The 15,038-nt window shown below is 70.7% G+C and carries 15 protein-coding genes and 1 pseudogene; 9 read left to right on the plus strand and 7 right to left on the minus strand.

Going from position 1 to position 15,038, the window contains the following annotated elements:
• Nucleotides 1–22: 22 nt before the first annotated feature.
• The 5 genes from ACZ4WQ_RS06835 to ACZ4WQ_RS06855 all read left to right on the plus strand — a co-directional run bounded on the left by ACZ4WQ_RS06835 (nucleotide 23) and on the right by ACZ4WQ_RS06855 (nucleotide 4,113).
• Nucleotides 23–1,153: a methyltransferase domain-containing protein gene (locus ACZ4WQ_RS06835; protein WP_385350422.1), complete on the plus strand. Its 1,131-nt coding sequence runs from the start codon at nucleotides 23–25 to the stop codon at nucleotides 1,151–1,153.
• 31 nt (nucleotides 1,154–1,184) lie between these two features.
• On the plus strand, nucleotides 1,185–2,324 hold the full coding sequence (tgmC, locus tag ACZ4WQ_RS06840; RefSeq protein WP_398369048.1) for an ATP-grasp peptide maturase system methyltransferase: 1,140 nt from the start codon (nucleotides 1,185–1,187) through the stop codon (nucleotides 2,322–2,324).
• 64 nt (nucleotides 2,325–2,388) lie between these two features.
• The gene (locus ACZ4WQ_RS06845; protein ID WP_398369046.1) at nucleotides 2,389–2,955 is read left to right on the plus strand and encodes a hypothetical protein; all 567 of its coding nucleotides are present in this window, start codon (nucleotides 2,389–2,391) and stop codon (nucleotides 2,953–2,955) included.
• A gap of 51 nt (nucleotides 2,956–3,006) precedes the next feature.
• Entirely contained in the window at nucleotides 3,007–3,531 is a 525-nt protein-coding gene (locus tag ACZ4WQ_RS06850) for a CGNR zinc finger domain-containing protein (protein WP_398369044.1), read from the plus strand.
• A 39-nt stretch (nucleotides 3,532–3,570) separates the two neighbouring features.
• Nucleotides 3,571–4,113 carry a hypothetical protein gene (locus ACZ4WQ_RS06855; protein ID WP_385350434.1) on the plus strand — a complete coding sequence of 181 codons (543 nt, stop codon included), beginning with the start codon at nucleotides 3,571–3,573 and terminating at the stop codon, nucleotides 4,111–4,113.
• Between the two features lie 11 nt (nucleotides 4,114–4,124).
• Here ACZ4WQ_RS06855 and ACZ4WQ_RS06860 read toward each other — a convergent pair whose 3' ends face one another.
• Nucleotides 4,125–4,382: a hypothetical protein gene (locus tag ACZ4WQ_RS06860; protein ID WP_385350437.1), complete on the minus strand. Its 258-nt coding sequence runs from the start codon at nucleotides 4,380–4,382 to the stop codon at nucleotides 4,125–4,127.
• A 55-nt stretch (nucleotides 4,383–4,437) separates the two neighbouring features.
• On the minus strand, nucleotides 4,438–5,451 hold the full coding sequence (locus tag ACZ4WQ_RS06865; protein ID WP_468022081.1) for a HEAT repeat domain-containing protein: 1,014 nt from the start codon (nucleotides 5,449–5,451) through the stop codon (nucleotides 4,438–4,440).
• A 226-nt stretch (nucleotides 5,452–5,677) separates the two neighbouring features.
• Between ACZ4WQ_RS06865 and ACZ4WQ_RS06870 the strand changes: the two genes are divergently transcribed.
• Nucleotides 5,678–6,751, plus strand: coding sequence for a glycoside hydrolase family 5 protein (locus ACZ4WQ_RS06870; RefSeq protein WP_468022082.1), 1,074 nt, complete (start codon nucleotides 5,678–5,680; stop codon nucleotides 6,749–6,751).
• 79 nt (nucleotides 6,752–6,830) lie between these two features.
• Here ACZ4WQ_RS06870 and ACZ4WQ_RS06875 read toward each other — a convergent pair whose 3' ends face one another.
• Nucleotides 6,831–7,034, minus strand: coding sequence for a hypothetical protein (locus ACZ4WQ_RS06875; protein WP_468022083.1), 204 nt, complete (start codon nucleotides 7,032–7,034; stop codon nucleotides 6,831–6,833).
• Nucleotides 7,035–7,162: 128 nt separating this feature from the next.
• Complete coding sequence (locus ACZ4WQ_RS06880; protein WP_468022084.1) at nucleotides 7,163–9,100, minus strand: serine hydrolase domain-containing protein; 1,938 nt, start codon at nucleotides 9,098–9,100, stop codon at nucleotides 7,163–7,165.
• A gap of 216 nt (nucleotides 9,101–9,316) precedes the next feature.
• Here ACZ4WQ_RS06880 and ACZ4WQ_RS06885 point away from each other — a divergent pair, with 216 nt between their 5' ends.
• Nucleotides 9,317–10,633 (plus strand): sensor histidine kinase, encoded by a 1,317-nt coding sequence (locus ACZ4WQ_RS06885; protein WP_468022085.1) that lies wholly within the window; start codon nucleotides 9,317–9,319, stop codon nucleotides 10,631–10,633.
• On the plus strand, nucleotides 10,597–11,244 hold the full coding sequence (locus tag ACZ4WQ_RS06890; protein WP_311730774.1) for a response regulator transcription factor: 648 nt from the start codon (nucleotides 10,597–10,599) through the stop codon (nucleotides 11,242–11,244). The genes ACZ4WQ_RS06885 and ACZ4WQ_RS06890 overlap by 37 nt, the downstream gene beginning before the upstream one ends.
• 24 nt (nucleotides 11,245–11,268) lie before the next feature.
• Here ACZ4WQ_RS06890 and ACZ4WQ_RS06895 read toward each other — a convergent pair.
• A pseudogene (locus ACZ4WQ_RS06895) lies at nucleotides 11,269–11,592 on the minus strand (alpha/beta fold hydrolase); the annotation flags it as partial.
• Nucleotides 11,593–11,680: 88 nt separating this feature from the next.
• A complete protein-coding gene (locus tag ACZ4WQ_RS06900) occupies nucleotides 11,681–12,514 on the minus strand; it encodes a 4'-phosphopantetheinyl transferase family protein (protein ID WP_468022086.1) in 834 nt (277 codons plus the stop codon).
• 181 nt (nucleotides 12,515–12,695) lie between these two features.
• Between ACZ4WQ_RS06900 and ACZ4WQ_RS06905 the strand changes: the two genes are divergently transcribed.
• Nucleotides 12,696–13,607, plus strand: a complete 912-nt coding sequence (locus tag ACZ4WQ_RS06905) for an alpha/beta hydrolase (protein ID WP_468022087.1) — start codon at nucleotides 12,696–12,698, stop codon at nucleotides 13,605–13,607.
• A gap of 303 nt (nucleotides 13,608–13,910) precedes the next feature.
• Here the strand turns inward: ACZ4WQ_RS06905 and ACZ4WQ_RS06910 are convergent.
• Nucleotides 13,911–15,038, minus strand: a 1,128-nt coding sequence (locus ACZ4WQ_RS06910; RefSeq protein ID WP_468022088.1) for an ATP-binding protein, incomplete at its 5' end; no start/stop codon positions are given.

The raw sequence follows: 15,038 nt of genomic DNA on the forward strand, positions 1-15,038 counted from the left end.
CACAGAGCTGGGGCGCGTCCTCATGTCCGCCGGTATCCTCACTCCGGACTGGGCACCCGCGTTCCAGGCCGTACCGCGATCCGCGTTTCTGTCCGGCCTGATGTGGCCGTTCGACATGGCCACCGCCCGGAGCGTTGCCGTCAGCAGAGCGGACGATCCGGACGGATGGCTGAGGTACGCCGATTCGGACGCGCCCATCGTCACGCAATGGGATGACGGAGAGCACTCGGGCACGGATCCGGGCCAGGTTTCCACCAGTTCCGCCTCCATGCCGAGCGTCGTCTTCTCCATGCTCCGCGACCTGGACGTACGAGCCGGTCACAAGGTGTTGGAGATCGGTACCGGCACCGGGTGGAACGCCGCGCTGCTGGCGCACCGGCTCGGCGCGGAGAACGTCGTCACCGTGGAAGTGGACGAATCCGTTGCGACAACAGCCCGAGTGACTCTTGAGCGCTTCGGCACACCCGTGCGCGTGGTGCACGGGGACGGCTCGAAAGGCTGCCCGGGGGCGGCACCGTACGACCGGATCATTGCCACCTGCGGACTCCGGTCGATCCCGTTCGCATGGGTGCGGCAGAGCAGGCCGCACGGGGTCATCGTCGCCCCTTGGGGCACGCATTACGGCAATGGAAACGCAGTAGCCCGACTGGTCGTCGCCGAGGATGGGCACAGCGCGTCAGGCGCGTTCACGGGACCAGTGGAGTTCATGAAGCTCCGGGCGCAACGCCTGCCGCCCGTGGTGCACACCGAGTACGTCCCGGGCAGCGTGGCCGACGGCGACGAGTCGTCTACCACGATCACGGAAGCCCATTTCCTGACCGGGCAGTTCAGCCCACAGCGCTTCGCGCTGAGCCTCCTCGTCCCCCACTGCCGACACCTCGTCGCCGACAAGGACGCCGGGGCGCGCCCGATGTGGTTCTACGGGCTCACCGACCGCTCTTGGGCGTGCGTGCAGTTCCGCGACGGAGCGACGGCACGCGTGTGGCAGTCGGGCCCGCGTCGACTCTGGGACGAGGCGGAAGCAGCCCACCAATGGTGGGAGCAGCAGGACCGACCCGGCTTCGACCGCTTCGGGCTGACCGTGAACGGCGAGGGCGAGCACGCCTGGTTGGACTCGCCGGACAACCCGGTGCTCGTCCGCCCAGTCATGTAGCCGCCCACCCAGGAGCATTCAGGACGCCCCCATGCCCGCTGACGCAACCCGACTCCGCCACGCCCTCGCCGACCAGATCAGCGAAAGCGGCCGCATGACGGACCCCGCATGGCGGGCGGCCATCGAGGCCGTCCCCCGGGAGCTCTTCCTGGGGACGGAGCTCTACCGGCCCAAAGGCGCCGCGTGGGAACCCGTCAACCTCGCCGAGCTCGGCGAGGAGGAGTGGCTACGCCTGGCCTACTCCGACACCACATGGGTCACCCAGGTGGACGGCATCGACCCAGCCGACACCCCCGGGCCGGTGGTCGGCAGGCCCACGTCTTCCGCCACCCTGCCGTCTCTGGTGGTACGGACACTCGAAGTGGCGGGGATCCGGGAGGGGGACAAGGTGCTCGAGATCGGCACGGGCACCGGCTACTCGACCGCGATCCTCTGCCACCGCCTGGGCGATGCGAACGTCACGTCGATCGAGTACGACCCTCACCTGTCCAAAAGGGCCGCCGATCGCCTCCGCTCGATCGGCTACTCCCCCACCCTGGTCACCGGCGACGGTCTCCAAGGACACAGCGAGGGCGCCGAGTACGACGCCATCGTGGCAACCTGCGCCGTCCGGCACATCCCCCGTCCCTGGCTGTGGCAAGTCCGCGACGGCGGGAGCATCACCACCACCCTCAGCGGATGGATGATCGCCTCCGGCCTCATCCGTCTCACCCTCGACGACAGCGGCACGGCGACCGGCCGCTTCACCGGGGACACGATCTCGTACATGTTGGCCCGCCCCCACGAGCGTCCGCCCCGGCCCGTGTTCCACCGCCTCCCTGGTCAGCCCCGCCCGAGCCGTATCGATCCTGGGCTTCTCCAGGACTGGACGGGACACTTCATCGCCCAGTTGGCCGCGCCCTCAGCAGAGTTCTGGACCTCCGGGGAGAACGACGCGGTCCTCGCCGACGTGGCCACCGGATCCCAGGCGTGGACGGAAGTTGGCCAAGACGGTTGGACCGTCCACCAGCATGGCCCGCTGCGCCTCTGGGACCAGGTCGAAGTGGCCCTGAGGACATGGCAGAAGGCCGGATCGCCCGGCCAGTCCGCTTTGGGGATGACTGTCACCGACGAGACACAGACCGTCTGGCTCGAAGTCCCGAACGGGCCGAGTTGGGAACTGCCCGCCTGAACACACGGCCCGGCCACGAACGGTCCCGCCCATGACCGCCGAGAGGTGCGGTAGACACATCTCCGTGGACCAGGGAATAGCGGCATTGCTCGGGGCTTCGATCGGCGTAACAGGCACCGTCCTCGCGTCGGCGATCACTGGTTGGTCAACGCGTCAGCAGGTGCGAGCCCAGGCCAGGGCCGAGCACGCTCACTGGCGCAGGCAGGTGCGCCGTGATGCCTACAGCGCCTTTCTTGCCCCAGCCAGTGAGTCACAGAACGCGCTGAAGATCGCCGGGCGCGCGTTCGTAGGCGAAAGAGATACAGAAGAAATCGATCGCAGACTGCAACAGGCTGTTGGCCAGCTGGCACTGGCACGGGCCGCCTGGGCCAACCTGGCGGTCGAAGGGCCGGAGGCCGTGGAACAGGCAGCTCGAAGTGTCTACACAACGCTTCGGTCCACAGAGACGACCCTTCTCGCATTGCGTGACTCCCCGGAGAACACCACGGACGGCAACGCCCGCTTCCTGGAGCGCCATGCGGTCGAGGTGGGTCGGCTGTCGGAGCGCTTGAGCGAGTTCACCGCGGCGGCGCGAGCCGCGTTGGACGACGTTGAGGGGCTGGATGTTCTGACAGCCGACAGAAGGCGTTGACTCGGTGTTCGTCAGGGGCGCCAGTACAGTGCGGACTGCTGTAATGACCTGATGCACCTCAACCCTTACGGCGAGGACGCCGTGAACCTGGCCGCGGATCTTGCCAACCGGCGCCCGGCGAGCGCCGAGGAGCTCGCGGACCGCTGCCGCGCGGCCGGGCTGGCGCTGGAACGCCCGGTCGTACCAGAGGACTTGGACCGTGCGCTGGCGGCACTGGACGCGTGGGAGGAAGCCGTCGACGCCGACGACGAGCGTACGCGCGCCGAGCTGGTCAACCGGATGCTGGCGGCGGCCGCCGCCTACCCGCGGCTGACCGACCACGGCGGCGACGGCTGGCACCTGCACTATCGCGACGACCAGCAGCCGCTGGGCTCCCTGCTGTTCTCGCTGATCTCCGTGGGCACAGCACTCCACCTGGCGGGACGCGGCATGCACCGGCTCCGGCGGTGCGCCGTGACCGAGTGCACCACGATCTTCGCCGACACTTCCCGCACGGGACGGCAGCGCTACTGCTCCCAGCGGTGTGCCAACCGCGACGCGGTACGCCGACACCGCGCGCGGGCGGTACGGGGGTGAGAGGACCTCGCTGTCGGACCCTCATGTCATCCTCGGACGGTGACCAATGCGGAGACAGCTCAGGAACGGCGCGACAACGACAGGCTCACCCCCGCCGAGTGGGACGACCTGATCGGCGAGTGGGACGAGATCCGGCACGGCTACTACCTCGGCGATGCGCCGAGCACGGTGCTGAAGTGCGCGAGGAATCTCGAGGCGAGCGTGGCGGCCGGCACACCGATGCCGGACACGGCGCTGTGGACGCTCGGGCTGGTGCTGACAGGCCCGTACGTGATCTATGCCCGCCCGGACGCGGCGGCCGAGGCCCGGGTGATGGAGGCGATGGGCGCGGTCGAGCGGGCTCTCGGGCAGACGTCCTGTGCGCATGAGGCGCATCCCTGTGACGACGCGCCGCTCGATGAGGAACTGGACAACCTCCGCTACGTCCTGGAGATGCTGGCCCATCCCGAGCAGGACGCCGACCATGAGGCGGCCCTGGCCGACGAAGAGGGGGCTCAGTCCTGGTTCGAGGCCCGGATGACGCGGGAGATATGGGCCTGCCCGACCAATCTGGCCGGGTTCGCCCGCGCCTTTCCCGGCTGAGGCCGGGCGCCTCACGGCCGCAGCTCGTGTGAGCCTCGGCCCTTCTCGTCCGTGGCCAGGGCGGCGAGCGCCGCGTCGAACGCGGGCGGGCCGATCGGCCACAGCGCCTCCTTCACCATCTCTCGCGAGGAAGGCACCGCTGTGGGCAGCGCCGCGAGCAGCGCCGGCACCGAGGTCTCGCCCCGCTCGGCCAGGCGGCCGACGAGGCGCTCTCGGCTCTCCTTGTCGCGGGCCTGCCCGAGCTCCGCCATGAGTTGCTCTTGATCCATACGGGTGACTGTAGCCACGCCACTCGCCCGCCCGGTCGCCGCTCCTACGCGGGTGTCAGACGGGCAGCGCCCCCTTGAAGCGGGAGTTGGGCACGTCGGGGTGGGTGGTGGCGAGCCAGCCGTGGCCGTGGGTGTCTTCCGCGGACATGGGGCCCGGCTCGACCGAGAGATTGCTGGCAGCCGTGCCCGCCCAGATCACGCCTTCGGCCCAGTCACTGTCGCCGCCCTCCTCCTTCGCGTCTTCGATGTAGCTGATCTCGAAGGGCAGTGGTTCACCCGCGAACTCCGGGTACGCGTAGGTTCCGTAGCTCCGCACACGTCGGCCGTCGCGGGCGACGTACCAGTTCTCGGCGGAGTGGTAGGGGTCGATGCAGTAGAAGTGGGCCTCCCCGCATCGCTCGCTGAGCCTGTCCGCCAGGGTGAAGCCGTCGAGTTCGTCCACGAAGGCATTCCCCCACACCATGCGCCACTTCTTGTGCGATGCGGACACGAAATACCAGCTGTCGAACTCCGGGGTGATGAAGACCCGGTAGGCCCTCTGCGTCTCACCCCGGGAGTCCTGGAACTCCATGGAGTCGTCGGCCCGGGTGGTGGCGTCCACGCCCATGACGGTGGTGACCGGCCGAAGGTCGTGCAGGCCGAGGACGGCTACGGCGTCGTCGAACCGGTCCGACGGGAAGGCCAGCCAGCGGCCGGCGTCCGCGGGGAGGCTCACCGGGAGTTCGTCCAGGAGCTTGATCCGTACGAGGCGTTCCACGGCACTCCGGTCGGCCTCGTCGAGCGCCTCCGCACCGCCCAGGTCGACCAGCGTCTCCAGTGCCTTGCCGCGCAGCCGCCCGGGGCCGTGACGCCGGATTGCGCGGAGGCGCGGCAGCGCCTGCTCACCCAGCCGCTTCAAGACGGACTCGGCGCTGAATCTCGGGCTCTCGCGTCGCGTGTCGCGGACATACGGCAGGAGCCGGTCGACGCTCCGCGCTCCGAGCGCGACCAGACCGTCCTCCGCGGCTCTCCGAACGGTGCGGTCCCTGTCGGAGAGATCCCGTATGAGGGCGTCAATGGCGTCTGACATGGGACACAGCTTAGGCGTGGACGTCGGCCGGGAGCATCGCCGGCAGCAGCCCATGACCACGGCCGTCACGTGCACGAAACCTTGACGGCCGCTGTGCCGGGTGTCACGATTCGGGCGCCGCCATGTTTGCGCAAACATCGCACGGCCGACATCCCCGACGGCCACTCAGCCACGCCGCTCCGCCATGCGCTGAGTCGGCCTCTCCCGCAAGCCGAAAGAGCAAGCGATGCGCACATCCCCCGCCAGCCCCTCCAGCCCCGCCAGAGCCCGCCTCACCCCCCGGCTGCGCGCCGCCTTCGTCGCGATCCTGGTCGCCGCGGCCACCGGCACCACCCTCGCCGGCAGCCCCGCCTCCGCCGCGCCCAGCGGCGACACCACCCAGTTCCGGGGCGTGAACTGGGCGGATCCCCGCGACAACTTCGCCGACGACCCGGTCGAGCTGTCCGGCCTGTCGACGTCCGACAGCTACGACCAGACGTACGCCAAGGCGAGCCGGATCATCTCGGGGTTCCGCGCGAACCTCGGCGCCAACACCGTCCGGCTGCCCATCAACCCGTACACCGTCAACGGCGCGTACTGGAAGTCGTACCGCGGGGTCATCGACGCGGCCTCGGACAAGGGCTTCAAGGTCATCCTGTCCTACTGGGAGGGCACGGGCCCCCGCAAGGACGGCTACATCGACGACCCCGCCACCTTCTGGCCCATGTGGAACACCGTCGTCGACGCGTACAAGGACGACAAGCGCGTCTACTTCGAGCCGATGAACGAGCCCCACGGCTACACCGACACCGAGTGGGCCGACATCGCCGCGAAGTGGCTGTCCACCTACCCCTCGGTGCCGCGCAACCAGGTGATCGTCAGCGGCGCCGGTTACAACGACCACGTGACCTCGGTCTGCGCCGACCCGCGCCTGGACGGCACCTATCTGTCGCTGCACCACTACGGGTTCTGGAAGAACTACGCCACATACGACGAGTGGGTGGCCGACCTCAAGGTGCGCATCGGGGACTGCGCCAACCGGACCATCGCCGACGAGTTCGGCGCCCCGATGACCACCGGCCTGAACTACAACAAGCCGGCTCCGTCCAACAACTACATCAACTACGTCCAGGCCGTCACGGACACCTTCCGCGAGCTCAAGATGGGGTCCGTCTACTGGCCCGGCCTGCGCACCGACGACACCTACACGCTCCAGACCCTGACCGGCGACCCCGCCCGGCCCTCGCTGGCCACCACCAACCAGTCCGGCGCCGACCGGCTCGCCTGGGGCTGGGGACGCGGCAAGCCCGTCCGGCCCTGACAAGGTCTTCGGCGCGGACGGCGGTACCGGCAGGCGTGCCGCTACCGCCGTCCGCGCCAAGCGTCCGAAGGACGCTGCCTCAGCAGCAGTACACGTCGTCGGCCACTTTGGCTGCCGTGCCGGGCAGCCCGGTGAGCCAGGCGCCCTGCACCGGACCGGCCGCCGTTCCGGCCGCCGCGTCGGCTGCCGTCGACGACGACGAGGCGGCGGCGGGCACGACCGCCGCGCTCAGGACCAGGACGCTTCCCGCGACAGTCGCGGCGATCTTTGCTGTGATGCTCATGGATATCTCCCCCTTGATCAAGGGTTGTTCGGGGCTTCGGCATCCAGGGTGCCGAGCGCGTCCGCACCCGGCCTTGTCGGTCCGCGCAGGGATGTTGACGATTCGCGCACCCTTTGAGACGACGGGCGTCAGCCCAGCAGGTGGTAGTTGCCCGCGACCGTCAGGAAGAGCACCGCGGCCAGCGCCACCGCGCTGTAGTGGATCCGGGCCGCCCAGCCCCACCAGTGGCGCCACCAGGCGATGACGGCGCACACCAGGACGGCCGCCGTGGTGGCCAGCGCCGCCTTCGCCAGGACCGGGACCAGCGTCAGCATGGGCGAGTCGCCGAGGAAGACCGTCTGGTTGAGGGCGTTGGGGTCGGCCACCAGGAGGGCGAAGCAGACGGTGGCGACGGCGAGGAGAGCGCCGGTGGTCCAGGCGAGCAGGCGCGCCAGCCGGGCGCCCGCGGGGGCGGCGGCGGTGGAGCCGCGGCGGCGGCCGATCAGGGCGGCGATGGGCCAGGCGGCGACGGACAGCAGCAGGACGCCCAGGGAGCCGATGAGCAGCTGCTGGTGCAGGACCGGGGATTCGTACCAGGGCACCCGCTCGTAGCCCACGGTCGGGTCGGAGGCGAGGAAGAGCTTGCCGTCCTTGAAGGCGAGCCGCTCCTGGCCGCCCTTCTCCTGGAACAGCCCGTCGCCGATGCGCACCCAGTGCTGCTCGGTGACGTCCGGGTCGCGGCTGAGCGGGCCGGTGGTGGTGAGGGTGGAGTCCGGTCCGGCGGTGACCCGTACGGAGCTGGTGAGCGCGGCGGCGCGGGTGAGGTCGGAGTGGCTGGTGCGGGTGGAGCGGTAGAAGCCGGTGAACTTGCCGGTCTCGCCCATGCGGGCGGCGGCCGCGCGGCGCGGGGTGCCGAAGGTGTGGTCGGCGACAAGGTTGACGAGTTCCTGGCCGGCCCAGGAGGCGCGGCCGTCCTCGCCGTCGCCGTTGTACGCGACGTAGACGCCGGTGTCCCGGTCGGGGAGCAGCGCGAGGTTGTCGTGGAAGCCGGGGATGTCGCCGTCCTTGACGAGCATCCGGATTCCGTCCCGACCACGCTCCTCCAGGACGTAGCCGATGCCGGGCAGCCTGGGGTCGTTGGCGAACTGGCGGCGCTGCATGGCCCGGGTCAGGGTCTCGCCGAGCACCCGGTGGCCGTCCAGCGCACCACCCGCGAACTGGGCGAGCATCAGCCGCCCCATGTCGGTGGCGGTGGTGACGGCCGCGGCGCCGGTGGGGGTCCAGGCGCCGTACTGGCCCTCGGCGCGCACCTGCCGCTTGCCGTCGGGGCGGTAGCCGCCGGCGCGCGCGGTGGCGATCGCGGCGGGGTGCGGCTGGGCGAAGGAGGTGCGGGTCATCCCGAGGGGCCGCAGGATGTGGCGTTCGACGTACGCGGCGAAGGGCTCGCCCGAGGCCAGCTCGACCAGGTATCCGGCCAGCGCCACGCCGTAGTTGTCGTAGCTGGACACCTCGCCCGGCGGGCGCACCCGGGGCGGCTGGTGTTCGGCCAGGCTGTCGCCGAGCCGCTCGGCGTCCTCGGGGCGGGCGGTGGCGCGGCCGATGATGCTGTTGTCGAAGCCGGCGGTGTGCGTCAGCAGGTCGCGGACGGTGACCGGGCGCCCCGGATAGCTGTCCTTGATGGTGAAGCCGGCCTTGTGGCGGGTGAGATACCGGTTGACGTCGGCCTTCAGATCCAGCTTCCCCCGCTCGACCTGCTGGAGCACGGCCATCGCGGTGAACACCTTGGCGTCCGAGCCCATGAAGAAACCCGTACGGCCGGCGTCCACCCGGGTGCCGCGGTCGATGTCCGCCACGCCGTACCCCTTGGCCAGCACCTGCCGTCCGCCGGAGACCACGACCACCGCGGCGCCCGGGATCCGGTACTCGTCGAGCTGCCTCTGGACGATGCCGTCGACCAGGGCCTCCAGGCTGCGCGGCCGCTGCGGGGAGCCGGGCGCGGCGGTGGCCGAGGCGGCCGTCACCAGCACGGTCATGAGGACGGCGAGCAGCAGGGACACCGCCGCGGTAACGCTGCGTCGAGTACTCATTTGCCGGCTCCTTCGCTCACAGAGGGCTCTCGCGTCGTATGACCACAAGTCAACTCGGCGCGCGGCGGCGCGCCGAGGGCCCTGTGTGGCGTCTTGTGGGGGACCTGACTACACCCCCCGAAACGCCACCGGAGTCCAGTGCTCCCAAGGGGTCGCCACGGGCAGACTGAAGGGCACACAGCGGCGGAAGGGCCGCCCCGAGGAGGGGGTTAGGACATGAGCATCGTGAGCGATGAGAGGACCGGCGGACGCCGGATCGGCGACGACGGCCCCTGGCCCGTCCGGGGAGTGCGCGCCATGGGCCGCGGCCTGGTACTGGCCGCCCTCGCCCCCTGGGAAGTGGTGCTCTTCTGTCTGATGGTGACCGCGATCTCCCTGCTGGGGATCGGCCTCGGGGTGTTCCTGGTGCCCGCCCTGGCGGTGGCCCTGCGGGGGACCACGGCGATCACCCGGCGGCTGGCCGGGCAGTGGTCGGGGGTCGGGATCGAGGACCCGTACCGGCCGCGGCCGGCCGCCGAGCCGGGCTTCAAGGGATTGGTGCAGCGCAACCAGTGGATCCTCACCGACCCGGCGACCTGGCGGGACCTGGCCTGGACCCTGGTGAACCCGGTGGTCGGCCTGGCGATCGCGATCCTGCCGCTGGCGCTGGTCGGCTATGGCGTCTTCGGCCTGATCATGCCGCTGATCTGGGAGGACATCGCCGAAGCCGGTGGCAACAACTGGTACGCGATGGTCAAGGTGACCAGTGACGGCTCCGCCCTGATGGCCGCCGCCCTCGGCATCCCCATCGCGCTGGGCGGTCTGGCCGCGGGCCCGCACCTGCTCCGGCTGCACGCCCAGTTCGCCAAGTCGCTGCTGGCCCCCACCGAGATGTCCCGCCAGGTGCGCCACCTCACCGAGACCCGCAGCGACGCCGTCAACACCTCGGCCGCCGAGCTGCGCCGGATCGAGCGCGATCTGCACGACGGCGCGCAGGCCCGGCTGGTCGCGATGGGCATGAACCTGGGCGTGGCCGAGCGGCTGCTGGCCAAGGACCCGGAGGCGGCCCGCGCCATCCTCGCCGACACCCGTCAGGCCTCCGCCACCGCCCTCAACGAGCTGCGCGACCTGGTCCGCGGCATCCACCCGCCGGTGCTCGCCGACCGCGGCCTGGCCGACGCGGTCCGCGCCCTGGGCATGGACAGCCCCCTGGAGGTCGAGGTCAACGCCGAGCTGCCCGGCCGCCCCGAGGCCCCGGTCGAGTCCGCCATGTACTTCGCGATCTCCGAGGCCCTCACCAACGCGGCCAAGCACGGCGAGGCCCAGCGGGTCACGGTCGACCTGTGGTACGAGACGGGCCGGCTGCGCGCCCAGGTCAACGACGACGGCGTGGGCGGCGCGGACCCCTCCCGTGGCACGGGACTGCGCGGAATGGAGCGCAGGCTTGCTACTTTCGACGGTGTTCTTGCCGTGACCAGCCCCCAGGGCGGTCCGACGACACTGACCATGGAGCTGCCGTGCGTGTTGTCCTCGCCGAAGACCTCTTCCTCCTGAGGGACGGGTTGGTCAGGCTTCTGGAGGCTTACGACTTCGAGATCGTCGCCGCTGTGGACACCGGCCCCGACCTCCTTCAGGCCCTCGTCGAGAAACGTCCGGACGTGGCAGTCGTCGATGTACGACTCCCCCCGACGTTCACCGACGAGGGCCTTCAGGCTGCTTTGGAGGCCCGCCGGCAGATCCCCGGCCTCCCGGTCCTGGTCCTCTCCCAGTACGTGGAGCAGCTGTACGCCAAGGAGTTGCTGGCCGACGGCACCGGCGGCATCGGCTATCTGCTCAAGGACCGCGTGTTCGACCCGGACGAGTTCGTGGACGCGGTCCGCCGGGTGGCCGCCGGGGGCACCGCCATGGACCCCGAGGTCATCGCCCGGCTGTTCTCCAGCACCGCCTCCTCCGCCGCGGATCCGCTGGCCCGGCTGACCGCCCGGGAGCGCGAAGTCCTCGGCATCATGGCCGAGGGCCGCTCCAACGCCGCGATCGCCGAGCGGCTGGTCATCACCGAACGGGCCGTCATCAAGCACACCTCCAACATCTTCGCCAAGCTGGACCTGCCGGTCTCGGACGACGACAACCGGCGGGTCCTGGCCGTTCTGGCGTATGTGAAGTGACGGCTCGCGGGCCCGGACACCCTGCTACCCCGACGAGCCGTCCAGCACGAACTCACGCATCAGCTCGGCCAGTCGCTCCGGCTGGTCCTCGGGGATGAGGGTGTAGCTGTCGGCGATCTCCACATGGCGGGCGTGGGGCAGCAGCTCCGCCAGCCGGCGGCCGTGCTCGGGCGGCATGACCTTGTCCTCGGCCGCCCAGGCCACCAGCGCCGGGCGGTCGAAGCCGCGCAGCGCCTCGGCCCAGCGCAGCAGTTCGGCCCTGGGCGGCACCCCGAGGACGTACGTGCGCAGGTCGCGGCGGATCTCGGGGGAGGTCCACAGCGACCGGAACCAGCCGTCCATCACCTCCGGCAATACCTGGCTCCAATGCCCATTGACTTGTGGTGAGTTTGAGACGGCGACACGCCGGGCGTCACGGCGTGTCGCGGTCTCAAACTCACCACAAACGCAATGCGCCGACCACCGGGCGCACGGCCGGCGTGTCGTCGGCGCGGAGCGCGACCGCGGCGGCGTAGCCGGGCGGGGCGGGTACGTCGGCGAGGGTCCAGCCGGGCGGGGTGGTGGAGCCGGGCGGGGCGAGGTGGTCGGCGAGGCCGACGTGGTGAGCGCGGAGGCCGCCGGGCAGGCCGGTGCCGATGCCCTTGAGGTAGGCCTCCTTGCGCACCCAGCAGCTGAGGAACGCCTCTTCGTGCAGCGACTCGGGCAGCGCCTCGATGGCCGCGCGCTCGTCGGGGTGGAGCTGCCGGATGAGGCCGGTGAGCACCTTGCCGGTGCGCCGCGCGTTCCGGGCCTCGATGTCGGCGCCGACGGCCGCGTCGGCGAAGGCGTACAGCGCGGCGTCCTCGGCGTGGGACAGGGAGAACGAGAGCCGAGGCTCGCCCGCCACGGCGGGGCGGCCGTGCGGCTTGTCGCAGTCCGGCATGCCGCACTTCTCGCGGATCAGCTCGACTTCGGCGGGGGCGATGCCGAGATACGCGCCGAGGAGCGTCCGCAGGCCCACGTGGGAGGCGACATAGCGCTCCCGCAGGGTGTCGTCGCGGAATCTCGCGGCCCGCTCGCGCTCCCGGTCGTCCAGCATTCCGGCGCGCTCGGCGGCGGCAGCGGCGGACGGCGGGATGCGCAGCAGCCATACGGCCACCTCGGCGCCGGAGGGGCGGTCCGCGGGGCGGGGCAGCGCGCGGTCCGGGCCCCAGGCCGACTCGTACGCCTGGTCGCCCGCCGTGTCTCCTGCGGTGTCGACGGCGGGATCCGCCGGGCCGGTGTACGACACGATTCCCTGTCTCCCCCCGCAGCGCTGAGCCTGACTCAACATCCTTGCCCCGGGTAGGCGTTGCGGCACGGGCGACACCCGGTGACTTAGGACACGTTCCCCTACCGGCGGGTACGATCACCTGGCGGCACCACTACGATCAAGCACAGTCCGTGCACTTTCCGTAATGGGGGTTTGCGACATGGCGACGGGATTCTGGGCGAAGGCGGCCTCCGCGCTCGCGCTCCCGGTGGCTCCGCTGTACGGCGCCTTCCTCTCGTATTTCATCTATCACCCACCCCGCAGGCCGTATCACAAGAAGCCCGCGGACGTGGGGCTGTCCACCACCGATGTCACCGTGCCACTGGACGGCGTGCGGCGCGGGCTGCATGTGTGGCTGTGCCCGGGCGACCCGGACCGGGTGGTGGTACTCGGGCACGGCCTGGGGCTGAGCAAGTCCGCGAGCCTGGCGCAGGCCCGGATGCTCAACGAGGCGGGCTATACGGTCGCGATGTTCGACCACCGCAACCACGGCAAGAGCGGCGCGGACCGGGCCTGCTGGGGCATGAGCGACCGGCATACCGACGATGTGGAGGCGGTGGTCAGGCATCTGCGCGGGACGGCGGAGCACGCCTCGGCGCGCATCGCGGTCTACGGCTTCTCCATCTCCACCTTCCCCTCCTTCTACATGCTCAGGAGGGACGGGGAGAGCCCGGTGGACGCGATGGTCTTCGACAGCGGCCCGGCGCTGGAACTGCGGTCGCTGTTCGCCAACTTCGTCGCGTCCGGCGGGCTGCCGGTCCCCGGCCCGATGCGGAAGGGGCCGTCCCGGAAGGCTCTGGAGAAGGTGGCCTCCACGGCGGCCGTGGCGATGCTGCGGGTGCAGTGGCCGCCCGCGGCCAAGGGCGCGTACGAGCGCACGCCGATGCTCTTCCTGACCGGCGAGAGCGACACGATGATCCCGGCGGCGGGGGTACGGGCGCTGGCCGAGCGGTATCCGCTGGCGGAGGTGCACACCCTGCCGGACACCGAGCATCTCCAGGGCGTCAAAACCCACCCGGAGCTCTACGCGGAGACGGTCCTGAGGTTCCTGGAGCGCACGATGAAGAAGTGATGCCCGTTTCGGGCACGCCCACCGCCGGATCGACGGCGACTCGGGCATGGGAAATTGGTCTCCCCCGCCCCCGTTACGCGGGGGAGACCAAGTTCACCGGTGATTCCACCAGTGCGGAATCACCGGCTCCATGGTCTGTCACGTGGACTTCGCGTCCCAGACCCATGGCACGAAGATGCCATATGGATTAACGGGCCCCCGTATCCGGCGCGGCCGGTGAGGCGGGGGCCCGTTGGGCTGGGCGCGGCCGCATTCGGGCGTCGGCGGGCCCGGGGTGTCAGTCCTTGGTCTCAGCCCTTGGTCTCAGTCCTTGATTTCGCAGATGACGGCGCCGGCGGTGAGGGCGGCGCCGACCTCGGCGGCCAGGCCCTTCACGGTGCCCGCGCGGTGGGCGTTGAGGGGCTGTTCCATCTTCATCGCCTCCAGGACCACGACCAGATCGCCCTCGGCGACCTGGTCCCCCTCGGCGACGGCGACCTTGACGATGGTGCCCTGCATCGGCGACGCCAGCGCATCACCCGAGGCGGACGATCCGGACTTCTTCACGGGCTTGCGCTTGGGCTTCTTCGCCCCGCCCGCGTCCCCGGCGGCAGGCGCGGCGGCCACGGACAGGAACGCCGGGAGGGAGACCTCCAGCCGCTTGCCCCCGACCTCGACCACCACCGTCTCCCGCGCCACCGACTCTTCTGTCTCGTCGGTGGTGGTGGGGGTGTAGGGGGTGATGGTGTTGGTGAACTCGGTTTCGATCCACCGGGTGTGGATGGTGAAGGGGTCGGCGGTGAAGGCGGGGTCGGTGACCACGGCGCGGTGGAACGGGATCGCCGTGGCCATTCCCTCGACCTGGAACTCCGCGAGCGCGCGGGCGGCGCGCTGGAGGGCCTGGGTGCGGGTGGCGCCGGTGACGATCAGCTTGGCCAGGAGGGAGTCCCACGCCGGGCCGATCACGCTGCCCGACTCCACACCGGCGTCCAGGCGGACGCCGGGGCCGGTGGGCGGGGCGAAGGTGGTGACGGTGCCGGGGGCGGGCAGGAAGTTGCGGCCCGGGTCCTCGCCGTTGATGCGGAACTCGAAGGAGTGGCCGCGCACGGGCGGGTCGTCGTAGCCGATCGGCTCGCCGTCCGCGATCCGGAACATCTCCCGCACCAGGTCGATCCCGGTGACCTCCTCCGTGACCGGGTGCTCGACCTGGAGGCGGGTGTTGACCTCCAGGAACGAGATCGTCCCGTCCGTGCCCACCAGGAATTCGACGGTGCCCGCACCCACATACCCGGCCTCCTTGAGGATGGCCTTCGACGCGCGGTAGAGCTCGGCGTTCTGCGCCTCGGTGAGGAAGGGCGCGGGGGCTTCTTCGACGAGTTTTTGGTGGCGTCGTTGGAGGGAGCAGTCGCGGGTGGAGACGACGACGACGTTGCCGTGGGTGTCGGCGAGGCA

Source organism: Streptomyces sp. NPDC028305 (genome assembly GCF_055569495.1).

Coding starts and splice junctions, on each gene's coding strand:
- ACZ4WQ_RS06835 (WP_385350422.1), top strand. CDS start 23: ATGTCCGCCGGTATCCTCACTCCGGACTGGGCACCCGCGTTCCAGGCC.
- tgmC (WP_398369048.1), top strand. CDS start 1,185: ATGCCCGCTGACGCAACCCGACTCCGCCACGCCCTCGCCGACCAGATC.
- ACZ4WQ_RS06850 (WP_398369044.1), top strand. CDS start 3,007: ATGCACCTCAACCCTTACGGCGAGGACGCCGTGAACCTGGCCGCGGAT.
- ACZ4WQ_RS06860 (WP_385350437.1), bottom strand. CDS start 4,382: ATGGATCAAGAGCAACTCATGGCGGAGCTCGGGCAGGCCCGCGACAAG.
- ACZ4WQ_RS06865 (WP_468022081.1), bottom strand. CDS start 5,451: ATGTCAGACGCCATTGACGCCCTCATACGGGATCTCTCCGACAGGGAC.
- ACZ4WQ_RS06870 (WP_468022082.1), top strand. CDS start 5,678: ATGCGCACATCCCCCGCCAGCCCCTCCAGCCCCGCCAGAGCCCGCCTC.
- ACZ4WQ_RS06875 (WP_468022083.1), bottom strand. CDS start 7,034: ATGAGCATCACAGCAAAGATCGCCGCGACTGTCGCGGGAAGCGTCCTG.
- ACZ4WQ_RS06880 (WP_468022084.1), bottom strand. CDS start 9,100: ATGAGTACTCGACGCAGCGTTACCGCGGCGGTGTCCCTGCTGCTCGCC.
- ACZ4WQ_RS06885 (WP_468022085.1), top strand. CDS start 9,317: ATGAGCATCGTGAGCGATGAGAGGACCGGCGGACGCCGGATCGGCGAC.
- ACZ4WQ_RS06905 (WP_468022087.1), top strand. CDS start 12,696: ATGGCGACGGGATTCTGGGCGAAGGCGGCCTCCGCGCTCGCGCTCCCG.